Source organism: Burkholderia sp. E168m22, from assembly GCF_001319805.1.
GTDB lineage: Bacteria > Pseudomonadota > Gammaproteobacteria > Burkholderiales > Burkholderiaceae > Burkholderia > Burkholderia orbicola.
Genome location: NZ_BBSK01000023.1, coordinates 31,200 through 47,632 on the forward strand (window position 1 = coordinate 31,200; position 16,433 = coordinate 47,632).

Below are 16,433 nucleotides of genomic sequence, written 5' to 3' on the forward strand. Positions count from 1 at the left end.
CTCAGGGCGCCGCGTCGGTCGTCTTGACCGTGCACATCAGTTCGGCTTCCGCCGCCACCTTGCCGTCCACTTCCGCCACTGCCTTGAACTTCCAGATGCCGCGGATGTAGCGCTCGAACGTCACGTTCAGGATCAGCTGGTCGCCCGGTTCGACCACGCGCTTGAAGCGCGCGCCGTCGATCCCGACGAAGTAATACAGCGTGTTCTCCGGGTCCTTCGGCTGCTCTTCCGCGAACGTCAGCAGCGCCGCGGCCTGGGCGAGCGCCTCGAGGATCAGCACACCCGGCATCACCGGCCGCTTCGGGAAATGCCCCTGGAAGAACGGCTCGTTGATCGACACGTTCTTCAGCGCTTTGATCCCTTTGTGCGGCTCAAGTTCGAGCACGCGATCGACGAGCAGAATCGGGTAGCGATGCGGCAGCAGCGTGAGGATCTTGTGGATGTCGAGATTGATTTTTTCAGTGCTCATGATGGTTCGTCTCACGCAGAGGCTGCGCGGTGGTGATGCAAAGGCTGAAGCGGGCCGCCGCGCGGCCCCGTCTGGCAAACCGGGCCGGTTGCGCTGGCCGTGCCCGGTTCGTGGTCTCGCATGATGCGCTCAGGCGTCGGTGCCGCCCTGGGCGGCGAGCGCGGCTTCGAGCGCCTTGATGCGCTCGCGCAGCTTGTCGAGGTTGCGCACGAGCGCGGCGCTCTTGTTCCATTCGCCGTGGTCGACGGCCGGAAACGCGCTGGTATAGATGCCGGCCTTCGGCAGCGACTTCGATACGCCCGACTTCGCGGTGATGATCACATAGTCGCCGAGCGTCACGTGGCCGGCGATCCCGGCCGCGCCACCGATCATGCAGTGGCGGCCGATCGTCGTGCTGCCCGCGATGCCGGCGCTGCCGGCGATCACCGTGTACGCGCCGATCCGGCAGTTGTGGCCGATCTGGACCTGGTTGTCGATCTTCACGCATTCCTCGATGACGGTATCCGCCATCGCGCCGCGATCGATCGTCGTGTTCGCGCCGATTTCGACGTCCGGGCCGATCGTCACGCCGCCGACCTGCGGGATCTTGACCCAGCTGCCGGTGCGCGCGTCGCCGTCACCGACGAAATCCGGTGCGAAGCCGAAGCCGTCGGAACCGATCACGGCGCCCGCATGGACGATCGCGCGCGGGCCGACCTTGCAGCCGTGGTACACCGATGCGTTCGGATAAAAGTGCGAGCCGGCGCCGATCGTCGTGCCGCGGCCGACGAACACGTTCGCGTCGAGCTGCACGCCGTCTTCGATCACCGCGCCGGCCTCGATCGTCACGTGCGGGCCGATCACCGCGGTCGCGGCGACCTGCGCGGCCGGATCGATCGTCGCGCTCGGATGCACGCCGGCCGCGCGCGGCGGCGTGGCGAGGTCGATGAACATCTGCGCGACGCGCGCGAAGTACGCGTAGGGATTCGGCGTCACGATGAAGTTGCGGGGGCCGGCCGTCCGGCCTTGAGCGGCCGCACCCAGCTTTTCCAGATCCTTCGGTGCGATCAGGACCGCACCGGCGCGGGTCGACTCGACCTGCGACAGGTACTTCGGGTTCGCGAGGAACGCGAGCTGCTGAGGGCCCGCCTGGTCGAGCGGTGCGAGCCCGCCCACCTTGCACTGTGCGTCGCCGGCGATCTCGCCGCCGAACCGTTTTACGAGTTCCTCAAGCGTCAATGCCATTCGTCGTCTGCTCCGTTCAGTTCGTCGAGCCGGACGCGAGCGCCTTGAGCACCTTGTCGGTGATGTCGATGCGCGGGCTGACGTACACGGCTTCCTGCACGATCAGGTCGTAATTCTGCTGCTCGGCGATCTGCTTGATGACCTTGTTCGCCTTTTCCAGCACGGCCGCCAGCTCTTCGTTGCGACGCTGGTTCAGGTCTTCGCGGAACTCGCGCTGCTTGCGCTGGAAGTCGGTGTCGAGCTGCGCCAGATCGCGCTGCTTCTGCGCGCGATCGGCCGCCGACAGCGACGCGCCGTTCTTGTCCAGCGAATCGGACATCGACTTCAGACGCGCCGCCAGGTCCTGCAGATCCTTGTCACGCTTCGCGAACTCGGCTTCGAGCTTCGTCTGCGCCGCCTTGGCGGGCGCCGACTCGCGCAGGATCCGATCCGAATTGACCGCCGCGATGCGGGCGACGTCCTGTGCGTGCACCGTTGCCGCGCCCAGGGCCAGCGCAACGGTCAGCGCGCACATCACTCGTTTCGAAAACTTACCGGTTAGCAAAATTACCCTCTCGTTGCTGTTGTCATGCGTTCGGTCAGAACGCCGTCCCGATCTGGAACTGGAATTTCTGGTACTGGTCGCCTTCGTGCTTCTGCAGCGGGAAGCCCAGGCTCAGCTTCAGCGGGCCGATCGGCGAGATCCACGCGAGACCCACACCGTAGCCGTAACGCAGGCCGTTGGCGCCCGTACTCGTGCCGCCCGGCGCATTGCCCCACACGTTACCGCCGTCGAGGAACGTGAACACGCGCAGCGTGCGGTCGTAACCCGTGCCCGGCAGCGGGAACGTCAGTTCGATGTTGCCGACCAGCATCTTCGAACCGCCGATCGGGTCGTTCGTCTTCGTGTCGCGCGGGCCCAGCGAGCTCGGCTCGTAGCCACGCACGGAGCCGATACCGCCCGCGTAGTAGTTCTTGAAGATCGGGTACGGGTTGCCGATACCGTTACCGTAGCCGCCTTGCAGGTTCAGGCCCAGGATGAAGCCGCGCGAGAACGAATAGTAGTACTGCGCCTGCAGGTCGGCCTTGTAGTACTGGATCTTGCCGACCGGCACGCCGTACTCCATGTTCGCCTGCGTGAAGTAGCCGCGGCTCGGAATCAGCGCGCTGTCACGCGCGTCGCGCGACCATGCGACCGTCAGCGGCACCGTGTTCGACACGCGGCCGAACTCGTTCACGTAATCCTGGTAGCTCTGCGGCGTGTTCGAATCGACGTCCAGGCGGTTTTGCTCGAAGCCCGCGCCGAAGTAGACGGTATCGACTTCCGAGAACGGAATGCCGAACTTCAGGTTGCCGCCCGCGCTGATGATCCGGAAGCTCGAGCTCGTCGAATAGTAGAGCGGCTGGTACGTGCGGTAGAAGACGTCGGTGATCCGCTTGATGCCGTCGACCGTGAAGTACGGGTCGACCTGCGTGACGGTCAGCGTGCGGTAGCTCTTCGCGGTGTTGACGTTCACCGACAGGCTCGTGCCCGAACCGAACACGTTGTCCTGCGACACGCCGGCCGACAGCACGACCTTGTCCGTCGACGAGAAGCCGGCACCCAGCGTGATCGCGCCGGTCGGCTTTTCGTCGACCTTCACGTTCACGTCGACCTGGTCGTTCGTGCCTTCGACCGGCACCGTCGTCACGTCGACGTTGGTGAAGTAGCCGAGGCGGTTCACGCGGTCCTTCGACAGCGCGAGGCGGTTCGAGTCGAACCACGAGCTTTCGAGCTGGCGCATCTCGCGGCGCACCACTTCGTCGCGCGTGCGTGTGTTGCCGACCACGTTGATGCGGCGCACGTACACACGGCGGCTCGGATCGACGACGAGGTTCAGGTTCACCTTGTGGTTCGCCTGGTCGATGTCCGGCTGCGCGTTGACGGTCGCGAATGCGTAACCGTATTCACCGAGCTTGTCGACGATCGACTTGGTGGTCTGCTGCAGCTTTTCGGCCGAGAAGCGGTCGCCCGGCTTGATCTTGATCAGCTTGTTGAGCTCGGCCTCGCGATCGAGCAGGTTGCCCGACAGCTTGATGCCCGACACCGTGTACGGCTCGCCTTCGTGCAGCGTGACCGTCAGGTACATGTCCTTCTTGTCCGGCGAGATCGACACCTGGGTCGACTCGATGTTGAACTCGAGGTAACCGCGGTTCAGGTAGTACGAGCGCACGGCCTCGAGGTCGCCCGTGAGCTTTTCCTTCGAGTACAGGTCGTTCTTCGTGTACCAGGAGAACCAGTTCGGCGTCGACAGCTGCATCTCGTCGCGCAGCGTGCTGGTGCTGAACGCCTTGTTGCCGATGAAGTTGATCTGGCGGATCTTCGCGCTCGGTCCTTCGGCCACCGCGAACAGGATCGACACGCGGTTCGCGTCGACCGGCGTGATCGTCGTCTTGACCTCGGCCGCATAGAAGCCGCGCGTCAGGTACTGGCGCTTGAGCTCCTGCTCCGCCTTGTCGACGAGCGCCTTGTCGTAGTAGCGGCCATCGGCGAGGCCGACCGCGCGCAGCGCCTTGGTCAGGTTGTCCTTGTCGAATTCCTTCGTGCCGGTGAAGTCGATCGACGCGATGGCCGGACGCTCCTGCACCTGCACGATCACGACGTTGCCCTGCGTGGCGACGCGCACGTCGTTGAAAAAGCCCGTCGCGTACAACGCGCGGATTGCTTCGGATGCCTTGTCGTCCGTGAAGGTATCGCCCTGCTTGATCGGCAGATAGGCGAACACCGAACCCGCTTCGACGCGCTGCAGCCCCTCGATCTTGATGTCTTGCACCACGAACGGTGCCGCTGCATGCGCCGCGAGGCCGTGCGCGGCGAGCGCGGCCGCTGCAACTGTCTTAGGTACAAAGCGATGAGGTTTGAACAACATGCATCCCCAATATTTAGCTGCATCAAATCGGGCGGCTGGCCAGCGGCCGCCGCCTGACGCTTCAGAAATGGATTAACCGAGCCAGATCGTTGAACAGCGCGATCGCCGACAACGCGACGATGCAGATCAACCCGGCTCTTTGCAGAATCAGCTGCCAGCGCTCCGAGACGGCTTTCCCGGTCGCGGCTTCAACCGCATAATATAACAGATGCCCCCCGTCCAAAACGGGAATCGGCAACAAGTTCAGGACGCCAAGGCTAATGCTGACAAGGGCGAGGAACGACAGGAACGCCGACGGACCGAGCCGCGCGCTCTTGCCTGCGTAGTCGGCGATCGTCACCGGGCCGGACAGGTTCTTCAGCGACGCGTTGCCCGTGATCATCCGCCCGAACATCTTCAGCGAATACACGGAAATGTCCCACGTGCGGTGCGCGCCGAGCCGCAGGCTCTCGATCGGCCCGTAGCGCACGTCCACCGATGGCGCGTGCATCGACAGCGCGGCGCCGATACGGCCGATCTGCTGCCCCGATTCGTCGTCACGCTGCATCTGCGGCACGATCGACACCGTCTGTGCGGCGCCATTGCGCTCGATCCGCAGCTCGAGCGGCTGGCCCGCATGGTGCTTCACCGTATCGATGAAACGCGCCGCGCCGCCGATCGGCTTGCCGTCGAGCGCCACCAGCTTGTCGCCGACCTTCAGGCCGGCCTGCTCCGCCGCGCTGCCCGGCTGCACCGACGCGACCGACAACGTGCCGCCGCCGGCCTCGAAGCCCAGATGGGCCATGAAGTCGTCGTCGAGCTGGCTGTCGGGCACGTTGCGGAGGTCGACGCGGAAGTCGAACGTCGCATTGCCGTCGCGCGCGCCGAGCACGACCTCGCGATGGTCGAACGCGGCCGACAGCAGCTTCCAGCGCAGGTCCGACCACGATCGCACCGGCTCGGACTCGCCGCCCTGCGCGTTGCGGATCGACACGACCGTCTCGCTGCCGTCGAAGCCCGCGCGAGCCGCTGCGGTGCCGGCGGCCGGCGGCGCGACGATCGCGGTCGGCTCGGTCACGCCGGTGGCGAATACGAGGGAAAACAGTGCGATTGCCAGCAGGAAGTTTGCAATCGGCCCGGCCGCGACGATCGCGATGCGCTTGTAGACCGACTGGCGGTTGAATGCCTGGCCGAGCTCTTCGGCCGGGACACCGCCCGGGCCCGGATCGCGCTCGTCGAGCATCTTCACGTAGCCGCCGAGCGGCAGCACGGACAGCGTCCACTCGGTGCCCGTCCTGCGGCTGACCCAGCGCGCGATGGGCTGGCCGAAGCCGATCGAGAAACGCAGCACCTTCACGCCGCACCAGCGCGCGACGCGATAATGTCCGTACTCATGCACGACGACCAGTACCCCGATCGCCACCGCAAACGCGACCAGTTCGACCAGCACGTTCATGAGCACCCCATTCAGACAGTACGCTCCACGCGTGGCGCAGGCGCTTTCGCAATGATCGCGGCGGCGAGGCGGCGAGCCTCGGCATCCGCCGCGAGGACGTCGTCGAGCCCGTCGGGCGCGCGGTTCGGCAGCGTGTTGAGCACGGCGTCGACCGTCGCCGCGATCGCCATGAAGCCGATCCGGCGCTCGAGAAATGCTTCGACCGCCACTTCGTTCGCCGCGTTCAATGCGGCGCTCGCGATACCGCCTTCCTCGAGTGCCTTCAGCGCGAGCGCGAGGCACGGGAAGCGCGCGTAATCGGGCTTCTCGAACGACAGCTGGGCGATCTGCGCGAGGTCGAGCTGGTCGACGCCCGCGTCGACGCGCTCGGGGAATGCGAGCGCGTGGGCGATCGGCGTGCGCATGTCGGGGTTGCCGAGCTGCGCGAGCACCGAGCCGTCGCGGTACGACACGAGCGAATGGATCACGCTCTGCGGATGGATCAGCACGTCGATCCGGTCGCCCGGCAGCCCGAAGATCCAGTGCGCCTCGATCACCTCGAGGCCCTTGTTCATCATCGTCGCGGAATCGACCGAGATCTTGCGGCCCATCACCCAGTTCGGATGCTTGCACGCCTCGTCCGGCGTCACGTCGACGAGCGTGGCCGGCTCGCGCGTGCGGAACGGCCCGCCCGACGCGGTCAGGATGATCTTCGAGATCCCGCCGTGCTCGGCCGCGTCGCGCGGCATGCACTGGAAGATCGCGTTGTGCTCGCTGTCGACCGGCAGCAGGATCGCGCCATGGTCGCGCACGGCGTCCATGAAGATCGCGCCCGACATCACGAGCGCTTCCTTGTTCGCGAGCAGAATCCGCTTGCCGGCGCGTGCGGCCGCCAAGCTCGGCGCGAGGCCGGCCGCGCCGACGATCGCCGCGACCACCGTGTCGCAGCCGTCGCTCTTCGACACGTCGACGAGCGCCTGCGGCCCGTGCAGCACGACCGTCTTGCTGCCCGCCGCGCGCAGTTTCGCGTCGACGTGCGCGGCGGTTGCGGCATCGCCGACCACCGCCACCTCAGGCGCGAAGCGCAGACACTGCTCGACGAGCTTGTCGCCGTTGCGGTGCGCGGTCAGCGCGTAGACCGAGAAGCGCTCGGGATGGCGCGCGACCACGTCGAGCGTGCTGTCTCCGATCGAGCCCGTGGAACCGAGCAATGTCAGACGTTTTTGCATAACAGGAATAATGGTTTAACCAAGCAGCAGCATCGCGAGCGGCAGCACCGGCAGCAGCGCGTCGACACGATCGAGCACGCCGCCGTGGCCCGGCAGCAGTCCGCTCGAATCCTTCACGCCCGCCTGCCGCTTCAGCAGCGACTCGAACAGGTCGCCGATCACGCTGTAGGCAACCAGCAGCGTCAGCGCGGCCCACGCACCGGGCATCCCGTAGCGCGCGGCAAATGCAGAAAACAGGGTCGGTTCGAATGCGTGCACGGCCATCGCGACACCGGCGACGACCATCACCGCGAACCAGCCGCCGATCGCGCCTTCCCAGCTCTTGCCGGGGCTGATCGTGATGGCCAGTTTACGCTTTCCGAAGGCCTTGCCCGCGAAGTATGCGCCGATATCGGCCAGCCAGACGACGAGAAGCAGCGACAGCACGAACGGCACGCCCTGCGCGCGGGCTGCCACGAGCGCGTGCCAGCAGGCGGCAAACACGACCAGGCCGGCGGCCAGCAGGAACGGGCGCCAGACGCCGCCCGCGAGTGCGGGCTTGCGCCGCAGCGCGAACGGGCCGACCAGCAGCCAGAACACGCCGGCCGCCATGAAAAGGGGACGGGACGCAGCCGCATCGACGCCGAGCGGCGCGGTGGCTGCGAGCGCGAGCGCCGCGACGAGCGCATAGACGACCGGACCGGCGCCGCCGAGCTTCAGCAGGCGCGCCCATTCCCACGCGGCAAACACCAGCACGACGCCGATCAGTGCGCCGAACCCGGCGAGCGGCGCGAACAGCGTCACCGGCAGCAGCACTGCCAGCATCACGATCGCCGTGATCACACGGGTTTTCAACATGAAAGGGAGTCGGCGTTCTGCGATTGCGGTTCGAGCTGCGCACTCGTGCGCCCGAAACGGCGCTCGCGCTCGGTATACGACGCCATCGCGTCGGCCAGTGCCGCGCCGTCGAAATCCGGCCAGTACTTGTCGGTGAAATAGAATTCGGCGTACGCGAGCTGCCACAGCAGGAAGTTGCTGACGCGTTGCTCGCCGCCGGTGCGGATGAAGAGATCGGGCTCCGGCGCGTAGGCCATCGCCAGGTGCGGCGCGAATGCGTCCTCGGTCACCTCGACCTCGCGGCCTTCGCGCACGGCCTGCTCGACGAGCTTCTTCGTCGCCTGCAGGATGTCCCATCGGCCGCCGTAGTTGGCCGCGATGGTGAGCGTCAGACGGGTATTGCGCGCCGTCTTGGTTTCGGCACGGCGAATCAGCTCGCGGATGCGCGGCTCGAAACGGTCGAGATCGCCGACGACACGCAGGCGGATCCCGTTCGCATGCAGCTTGCCCACTTCGCGCTCGAGCGCGGTGATGAACAGCCGCATCAGGAACGACACTTCGTCGTTCGGCCGGCGCCAGTTTTCCGAACTGAACGCGAACAGCGTCAGGTATTCGACGCCGGCGCGCGCGCAGCCTTCGACTACCGCCCGCACGGCATCGACGCCCCGGGTGTGCCCCGCGACGCGCGGCAAGCGGCGTTCGGTCGCCCAACGGCCATTGCCGTCCATGATGATCGCGATGTGACGCGGCACGACACCGACGTCAGGCACGCGAACGGTAGAGCTGGTATAGGTCATGGCCGTTGAGACAGTAATGCGGGAAGAAGGCGGCGCGCGAGGACGGTCGTCAGACCGTCATGATCTCGGCTTCCTTGGTCTGCACGAGCTTGTCGATTTCGGCAACGTGCTTGTCGGTCAGCTTCTGCACGTCGTCGCTCGCGCGGCGCTCGTCGTCTTCCGAGATTTCCTTGTCCTTCACGAGCTTCTTCAGCGCTTCGTTCGCGTCGCGGCGCAGGTTGCGGATCGCGACCTTGGCCGTTTCGCCTTCGCTCTTCACGACCTTGGTCAGCTCGCGGCGGCGCTCTTCCGTCAGCGCGGGCATCGGCACGCGGATCAGGTCGCCGGTCGTTGCCGGATTCAGGCCCAGATCGGCTTCGCGGATGGCCTTCTCGACCTTCGCGACCATGTTCTTTTCCCACGGCTGCACGCCGATCGTGCGCGCGTCGACGAGCGTCAGGTTCGCGACCTGCGAGATCGGCACCATCGAGCCGTAGTAGTCGACCTGCACGTGATCGAGCAGACCGGTGTGTGCACGGCCCGTACGGATCTTGGCCAGATCGTTCTTGAACGCTTCGATCGAGCGCTGCATCTTTTGCTCGACGCCCTTCTTGACATCAGCGACACTCATTTCAACCTCCGAACCTTCAAACCTTCAAAGAACACGAGCCCCGCCCGGCGCATGTCGCGCGCCGCGGCCGGTCGCCCGCATCCGCGGGAGTTTACACGTGGACGAGCGTACCTTCGTCCTCGCCCAGCACGATGCGCTTGAGCGCGCCCGGCTTGTTGATCGAAAACACGCGAATCGGCAGCTTCTGGTCGCGGCACAGCGCAAACGCCGTCGCGTCCATCACCTGCAGGTTGCGGCTGATCGCCTCGTCGAAGCTGATCGTCGTGTAACGCGTGGCCGACGGATCCTTCTTCGGATCGGCAGAATATACGCCATCGACCTTGGTCGCCTTCAGCACGACTTCGGCGCCCACTTCCGAACCGCGCAGCGCGGCGGCGGTATCCGTCGTGAAGAACGGGTTGCCGGTGCCGGCCGCGAAGATCACGACGCGGCCTTCCTCGAGCTGACGGATCGCGCGGGGCCGGATGTACGGCTCGACGACCTGGTCCATGCGCAGCGCGGACTGCACGCGCGCCTCGATGCCGGCGTGGCGCATCGCGTCCTGCAGCGCCAGCGCGTTCATCATCGTCGCCAGCATCCCCATGTAGTCGGCCGTCGCGCGGTCCATGCCGGCCGCGCCGCCCGCGACACCACGGAAAATATTACCGCCACCGATCACGACCGCGAGCTGCGTCCCGAGACGCACGACTTCGGCGATATCGGCCACCATCCGTTCGATCGTCGCGCGATTGATGCCGAAGGCATCGTCGCCCATCAGCGCTTCGCCGGAGAGTTTGAGGAGGACGCGTTTATAGGCATTGGACATAGGGGCTTCCGAGCGACGAGAGGATGACAACCACGAACTGTAGGGGCGAAATACTGATTCGGGCAAGCGCCGACGACCGGACCGGGGTTCCCGGCCGGCCGGCGGCGCCGCCGGCCGCGGCGGAGCGGACGCCCGCCGCGGATGCTGCCTGACTGCTTACTGCTGCTTTGCTGCTGCGACTTGCGCGGCCACTTCGGCGGCGAAGTCGTCCTGGCGCTTCTCGATGCCTTCGCCGACGACGAACAGCGCGAACTTCTGCACCGTCGCATTCGCTGCCTTCAGCATCTGCTCGATCGTCTGCTTGTCGTTCTTCACGAACGTCTGGTTCAGCAGCGACACTTCCTTCAGGTACTTCTGGACGCTGCCGTCGACCATCTTGGCGACGATTTCGGCCGGCTTGCCCGATTCCGCGGCCTTCTGCTCGGCGACGCGGCGTTCCGTGTCGATCAGTTCAGCCGGCACGTCGGCCGACGACAGCGCGACCGGCTTCATCGCGGCGATGTGCATCGCGACGTCCTTGCCGACCTGCTCTTCCGCACCCGTGTACTCGACGATCACGCCGATACGCGCGCCGTGCAGGTACGTGGCGATCTTGTTCGCGGTTTCGAAACGGACGAAACGGCGGATCGACACGTTCTCGCCGATCTTGCCGATCAGCGCCAGACGCACTGCGTCGACGGTCGAGCCTTCGAGCGGCAGCGCCGACAGCGCGGCCACGTCGGCCGGGTTCTGCGTCGCGACGAGTTCCGCGACCGTCTTCGAGAACGCGAGGAAGTCGTCGTTCTTCGCGACGAAGTCGGTTTCGCAGTTCAGTTCGACCAGCGCGCCTGCGTTGCCGCCGACGAACGATGCGACGACGCCTTCTGCCGTCACGCGCGATGCGGCCTTGCTCGCCTTGTTGCCGAGCTTGACGCGCAACAGTTCTTCAGCCTTGGCCAGATCGCCGTCGGCTTCCGTCAGCGCCTTCTTGCACTCCATCATCGGTGCGTCGGTCTTCGCGCGCAGTTCTGCCACCATGCTTGCGGTAATTGCCGCCATCATTCGCTCCTTGAGTCTGTATTCACAACGCCGCCCGCTTGGACGCGAACGGCCGAGATTCGTTTCCGGACCCGCGCCGATTCGGCGCGATCAGGTCCGGCGCACAAGCTTAAAAAAAGGGGGCCTGTTGAGAGCCCCCTTTTTGCGCCGGCTCGGGGCCAGTTACGCGTTTTCCTCGACGTACTCGTCGTCGCCGCGTGCGGCCTGGACCACTTCGTTGACCGCGTTCGCGCGGCCTTCGAGGATCGCGTCGGCCACGCCTTCGGCGTACAGCGCGACTGCCTTGCTCGAGTCGTCGTTACCCGGGATCACGTAATCCACACCTTCCGGCGAGTGGTTCGTATCGACCACGGCGATGACCGGCACGCCCAGCTTGTTCGCTTCCGTGACGGCGATCTTGTGGTAGCCGACGTCGACGACGAAAATTGCGTCCGGAATGCCGCCCATGTCCTTCACGCCGCCGATCGACTTCTGCAGCTTGGCGATTTCGCGTTCGAACAGCAGCGCTTCCTTCTTGCTCATCTTCTCGGTTTCGCCCGATTCGACGGCCGCTTCCATGTCCTTCAGGCGCTTGATCGATACCTTCAGCGTCTTGAAGTTGGTCATCATGCCGCCGAGCCAGCGTGCGTTGACGTACGGCATGCCCGCACGTTGCGCTTCCTGGGCAATCGTGTCACGCGACTGGCGCTTCGTGCCGACGAACAGGATCGTGCCGCGGTTCGCTGCCAGCTGGCGCACGTACTTCTGTGCGTCCGTGAACATCGGCAGCGTCTTTTCGAGGTTGATGATGTGAATCTTGTTGCGGTGACCGAAAATGAACGGAGCCATCTTCGGGTTCCAGAAGCGCGTCTGGTGACCGAAGTGGACACCCGCTTCCAGCATTTGGCGCATCGTAACTGCCATGTAAATTCTCCACGAGGGTTGGGTCTTAAGCCGGCTGCCGTACCGCCGCGCGAACCCGCCTCGAAGGACGTGGACTCCGCACGGACGGCACCCTGGTTGCGCCGGCTTGCGATTCGGCACGTGCAAAACGCCCGTGCCGTAAGCCTTTCACCGCGATGCCGCCCCGAAATGGGGCACAACGGCAAATTTGGATATCGACTTAGCCAAAGAGTATAGCACGCGGATTTGTCCGCTCTCAAGTCGCGCGGCACTTCCGCTTGCCGCGCGGCAGCAGGTCGGACAATCCGCGAAAACCCGCATCCGCGCGGCCGGCAGGGGCTGCGAGGCCCGCCATAAGGTGCGATAATCCGTCAATTCACCGCATTCCAGGCATACCTCGATGGCTATTACGCTCAAAAACGAACACGATATCGCGGAGATGCGCGTCGCCTGCCGTCTCGCCAGCGAAGTGCTCGACTTCATCACGCCGCACGTCGTCGCGGGCGTCACGACCGCCGAACTCGACCGCCTCTGCCACGAGTTCATGCTCAACGAGCAAGGCACGATCCCCGCGCCGCTGAACTACCAGCCGCCCGGCTATCCGCCGTACCCGAAGGCCACCTGCATTTCGGTCAACGACGTGATCTGCCACGGCATTCCCGGCGAGAAGGTGATCAAGAACGGCGACGCGCTGAACATCGACATCACCGTGATCAAGAACGGCTACTTCGGCGACACCAGCCGGATGTTCATCGTCGGCGAGGGTTCGATCCTCGCGAAGCGCCTCGTGCAGACCACCTACGAATGCATGTGGCTCGGCATCGACCAGGTCAAGCCCGGCGCGCACCTCGGCGACATCGGCTACGCGATCCAGAAGCACGCGGAGGCACAGGGCTACAGCGTCGTGCGCGAATACTGTGGCCACGGCATCGGCACGGTGTTCCACGAGGATCCGCAGGTCGTCCACTACGGTCGCCCGGGCACCGGTATCGAACTGAAGGCCGGGATGATCTTCACGATCGAGCCGATGATCAACGCCGGCAAACGCGACATCCGCACGATGCCCGACCAGTGGACGGTCAAGACGCGCGACCGCAGCCTGTCCGCGCAGTGGGAGCACACGGTGCTCGTCACCGAAACCGGCTACGAAGTGCTGACCGTGTCGGCCGGCACGCCGGCGCGCCCCGTGTTCGCGCAACCGGCCGCCGCCGTCTGAGCGCCGTCGCGCCAGCCCGCCCCACTCCGCACCTGAACGGCCGCCCATGAGCGCTCACGCTGCCCCCTCGCCCGAAGCGCTGTCGCGGCGCGCCGAATTCAAGGCCGCCAAGACGGAGATGCTGGAGCGCTTTCGCCACGCGGCGAACGTCGCGTCGCTGATGCACGCGCTGTCGAAACTCACCGACGATGCATTGAAGCGCGTGTGGGACGAATGCGGACTGCCCGCGACGCTCGCGCTCGTCGCCGTCGGCGGCTACGGGCGCGGCGAGCTCGCGCCCTATTCCGACGTCGACATCCTCGTGCTGCTGCCGGATGCGCACGACGCGGCGCTCGACGCGCGCATCGAGCGCTTCATCGGGATGGCGTGGGATCTCGGCCTCGAGATCGGCAGCAGCGTGCGCACGGTCGCGCAGTGCATCGAGGAGGCGTCGCAGGACGTCACGGTGCAGACCTCGCTGCTGGAAGCGCGCCGCATCGTCGGCAGCACCGCGCTGTTCGAGCGCTTCACCGTGCGCTACCACGAAGCGCTCGACGCCCGTGCGTTCTTCACCGCGAAGGTGCTCGAGATGCGCCAGCGCCACGCGAAGTTCCAGGACACGCCGTACAGCCTCGAACCGAACGTGAAGGAAAGCCCCGGCGGGCTGCGCGACCTGCAGACGATCCTGTGGATTGCGCGCGCCGCCGGCTTCGGCAGCAGCTGGCGCGAGCTCGACACGCGCGGCCTCATCACCGACCGCGAAGCGCGCGAGCTGCGCCGCAACGAAGGCTTCCTGAAGACGCTGCGCGCGCGGCTGCACGTGATCGCCGGGCGCCGCCAGGACATGCTCGTGTTCGACTTGCAGACGCAGGCCGCCGAGAGCTTCGGCTATCAGCCGACGCAGGCCAAGCGCGCGAGCGAGCAACTGATGCGCCGCTACTACTGGGCCGCGAAAGCCGTCACGCAGCTCGCGACGATCCTGATCCAGAACATCGAGGCGCAGCTGTTCCCCGCAACGAGCGGCATCACGCGCGTGCTGTCGGCCGATCGCTTCGTCGAGAAACAGGGGATGCTCGAGATCGTCGACGACGGCGTGTTCGAGCGCCATCCCGACGCGATCCTCGAAGCGTTCCTGCTGTATGAGACGACCCGCGGCGTGAAGGGCCTGTCCGCCCGCACGCTGCGCGCGCTGTACAACTCGCGCGAGATCATGAACAACGCGTGGCGCCGCGATCCGCAGAACCGCGCCACGTTCATGCGGATCCTGCAGCAGCCCGAAGGCATCACGCACGCATTCCGGCTGATGAACCAGACGAGCGTGCTCGGCCGCTATCTGCTGAACTTCCGCCGCATCGTCGGCCAAATGCAGCACGACCTGTACCACGTGTACACGGTCGACCAGCACATCCTGATGGTGCTGCGCAACATTCGCCGCTTCGCGGTGGCCGAGCATGCGCACGAATACCCGTTCTGCAGCCAGCTGATCGGCAACTTCGAGCGCCCGTGGGTGCTGTACGTCGCGGCGCTGTTCCACGACATCGCGAAGGGCCGCGGCGGCGATCACTCGACGCTCGGGATGGCCGACGCGCGACGCTTCTGCCGTGAGCACGGCATCGCCGGCGACGACGCGGCGTTGATCGTGTGGCTCGTCCAGCATCACCTGACGATGAGCCAGGTCGCGCAGAAACAGGACACGAGCGACCCCGAGGTCATCAAGCGCTTCGCCGAGGTGGTCGGTAACGAACGCTACCTCACCGCCCTCTACCTGCTGACCGTCGCCGATATCCGCGGCACGAGCCCGAAGGTGTGGAACACCTGGAAGGGCAAGCTGCTCGAGGATCTGTACCGCATCACGCTGGCGGTGCTCGGCGGCGCGAACCCCGACGCGCATTCGGAGCTGAAGTCGCGGCAGGAGCAGGCGCTCGCGCTGCTGCGCCTGGAAACCGTGCCCGACGACGCGCACCGCGCGCTGTGGGATCAGCTCGACGTCGGCTTCTTCCTGCGTCACGACGCGGCCGACATCGCGTGGCAGACGCGCGTGCTGTACCGGCACGTGAACGCCGAAACCGCGATCGTCCGCGCGCGGCCGTCGCCGATCGGCGACGCGCTGCAGGTGCTCGTGTACGTGAAGGACCGCCCCGACCTGTTCGCGGGCATCTGCGCGTATTTCGACCGCAACGGGCTGTCGGTGCTCGATGCGCGCGTCAGCACGACGCGGCACGGCTACGCGCTCGACAACTTCATCGTCACGCAGACCGAACGCGACGTGCGTTACCGCGACATCGCGAATCTCGTCGAGCAGCAGCTCGCGACGCGGCTCGCCGAAACCGCATCGCTGCCGGAACCGTCGAAGGGCCGCCTGTCGAGGCTGTCCCGGACGTTTCCGATCACGCCGCGCGTCGATCTGCGGGCCGACGAGCGTGGTCAGTACTACATCCTGTCCGTGTCCGCCAACGACCGGCCGGGCCTTCTCTATTCGATCGCGCGCGTACTCGCCGAACATCGGATCGGCGTCCATGCGGCGCGGATCAATACGCTCGGCGAGCGCGTCGAAGACATCTTCCTGCTCGCGGGCGCCGGCCTGTCCGACAACCGCCTGCAGATCCAGCTCGAAACCGAATTGCTGCGTGCGATCGCAGTCTGAATGAATCCCAGCGTTTATGCGCACCAAATTAACCGTCAAGAATCCGAAGCCGGCGTCGCCGACTCGCGCCCCTGTCCGCTCCGGCAGCCTCGTCGCCCGCAAGGCGGTGCGCCCCGCCGCGCCGCCCGCGGGGGATAAGCCGGCCCGCCCGAAAAAGGCGCCCGCTGCGGCCGCCGCCACCGGCGAGCGCTCGTTCAAGCCGCGCGGTGCGGCCGGCGCCGAGCGTCCGGGCGCGGATCGCGCACCGGCCAAGCGCGCACCGCGTGACGGCGGTGCCGAGCGTGGCGCGCGCGCGCCGTATCGCGAGAACGCGGCCGGTGAAGGTGCGAAGCGCAGTTTTGGCGATCGACGCACATCGTCCGATCGTCCGGCTCGCCGCGATGACGATGCACGTCCGCGTCGCGCGGGTGCGAAGGCAGCAC

The 16,433-nt window shown here is 66.0% G+C and carries 14 protein-coding genes and 1 pseudogene; 3 read left to right on the forward strand and 12 right to left on the reverse strand.

Annotation, left to right across the window (positions count from 1 at the left end):
- Window position 1 precedes the first annotated feature (1 nt).
- The 12 genes from fabZ to rpsB all read right to left on the reverse strand — a co-directional run bounded on the left by fabZ (window position 2) and on the right by rpsB (window position 12,193).
- Window positions 2-469, reverse strand: a complete 468-nt coding sequence (gene fabZ, locus AP428_RS07630; RefSeq protein WP_017331951.1) for a 3-hydroxyacyl-ACP dehydratase FabZ — start codon at window positions 467-469, stop codon at window positions 2-4.
- A gap of 129 nt (window positions 470-598) precedes the next feature.
- A complete protein-coding gene (lpxD, locus tag AP428_RS07635; RefSeq protein ID WP_012328756.1) occupies window positions 599-1,693 on the reverse strand; it encodes a UDP-3-O-(3-hydroxymyristoyl)glucosamine N-acyltransferase in 1,095 nt (364 codons plus the stop codon).
- 16 nt (window positions 1,694-1,709) lie between these two features.
- Window positions 1,710-2,207: an OmpH family outer membrane protein gene (locus AP428_RS07640; protein WP_011549544.1), complete on the reverse strand. Its 498-nt coding sequence runs from the start codon at window positions 2,205-2,207 to the stop codon at window positions 1,710-1,712.
- Window positions 2,208-2,271: 64 nt separating this feature from the next.
- Window positions 2,272-4,581 carry an outer membrane protein assembly factor BamA gene (gene bamA / locus AP428_RS07645; RefSeq protein ID WP_034196349.1) on the reverse strand — a complete coding sequence of 770 codons (2,310 nt, stop codon included), beginning with the start codon at window positions 4,579-4,581 and terminating at the stop codon, window positions 2,272-2,274.
- 61 nt (window positions 4,582-4,642) lie between these two features.
- Window positions 4,643-6,016, reverse strand: coding sequence for an RIP metalloprotease RseP (gene rseP / locus AP428_RS07650; protein ID WP_027805694.1), 1,374 nt, complete (start codon window positions 6,014-6,016; stop codon window positions 4,643-4,645).
- Window positions 6,017-6,027: 11 nt separating this feature from the next.
- Window positions 6,028-7,224, reverse strand: a complete 1,197-nt coding sequence (locus tag AP428_RS07655) for a 1-deoxy-D-xylulose-5-phosphate reductoisomerase (protein WP_006483824.1) — start codon at window positions 7,222-7,224, stop codon at window positions 6,028-6,030.
- 15 nt (window positions 7,225-7,239) lie between these two features.
- The gene (locus AP428_RS07660; RefSeq protein ID WP_027805696.1) at window positions 7,240-8,061 is read right to left on the reverse strand and encodes a phosphatidate cytidylyltransferase; all 822 of its coding nucleotides are present in this window, start codon (window positions 8,059-8,061) and stop codon (window positions 7,240-7,242) included.
- Window positions 8,055-8,837, reverse strand: coding sequence for a polyprenyl diphosphate synthase (gene uppS, locus AP428_RS07665; protein ID WP_006478494.1), 783 nt, complete (start codon window positions 8,835-8,837; stop codon window positions 8,055-8,057). Before uppS ends, AP428_RS07660 begins: the two co-directional genes overlap by 7 nt.
- 49 nt (window positions 8,838-8,886) lie before the next feature.
- A complete protein-coding gene (gene frr / locus AP428_RS07670; protein WP_006478492.1) occupies window positions 8,887-9,447 on the reverse strand; it encodes a ribosome recycling factor in 561 nt (186 codons plus the stop codon).
- A 91-nt stretch (window positions 9,448-9,538) separates the two neighbouring features.
- Window positions 9,539-10,252, reverse strand: coding sequence for a UMP kinase (pyrH, locus tag AP428_RS07675; protein WP_006402648.1), 714 nt, complete (start codon window positions 10,250-10,252; stop codon window positions 9,539-9,541).
- A gap of 156 nt (window positions 10,253-10,408) precedes the next feature.
- Window positions 10,409-11,290 carry a translation elongation factor Ts gene (gene tsf / locus AP428_RS07680; protein WP_011549541.1) on the reverse strand — a complete coding sequence of 294 codons (882 nt, stop codon included), beginning with the start codon at window positions 11,288-11,290 and terminating at the stop codon, window positions 10,409-10,411.
- Window positions 11,291-11,452: 162 nt separating this feature from the next.
- On the reverse strand, window positions 11,453-12,193 hold the full coding sequence (gene rpsB, locus AP428_RS07685; RefSeq protein WP_011352461.1) for a 30S ribosomal protein S2: 741 nt from the start codon (window positions 12,191-12,193) through the stop codon (window positions 11,453-11,455).
- 379 nt (window positions 12,194-12,572) lie between these two features.
- On the opposite strand from rpsB, the gene map reads away from it, so the two are divergent.
- The 3 genes and pseudogenes from map to AP428_RS37395 form a co-directional block, all read left to right on the forward strand.
- Window positions 12,573-13,388, forward strand: coding sequence for a type I methionyl aminopeptidase (map, locus tag AP428_RS07690; RefSeq protein WP_012328760.1), 816 nt, complete (start codon window positions 12,573-12,575; stop codon window positions 13,386-13,388).
- Between the two features lie 46 nt (window positions 13,389-13,434).
- Window positions 13,435-16,011 (forward strand): [protein-PII] uridylyltransferase, encoded by a 2,577-nt coding sequence (locus AP428_RS07695; protein ID WP_006478486.1) that lies wholly within the window; start codon window positions 13,435-13,437, stop codon window positions 16,009-16,011.
- Between the two features lie 16 nt (window positions 16,012-16,027).
- A pseudogene (locus tag AP428_RS37395) lies at window positions 16,028-16,433 on the forward strand (pseudouridine synthase); the annotation flags it as partial.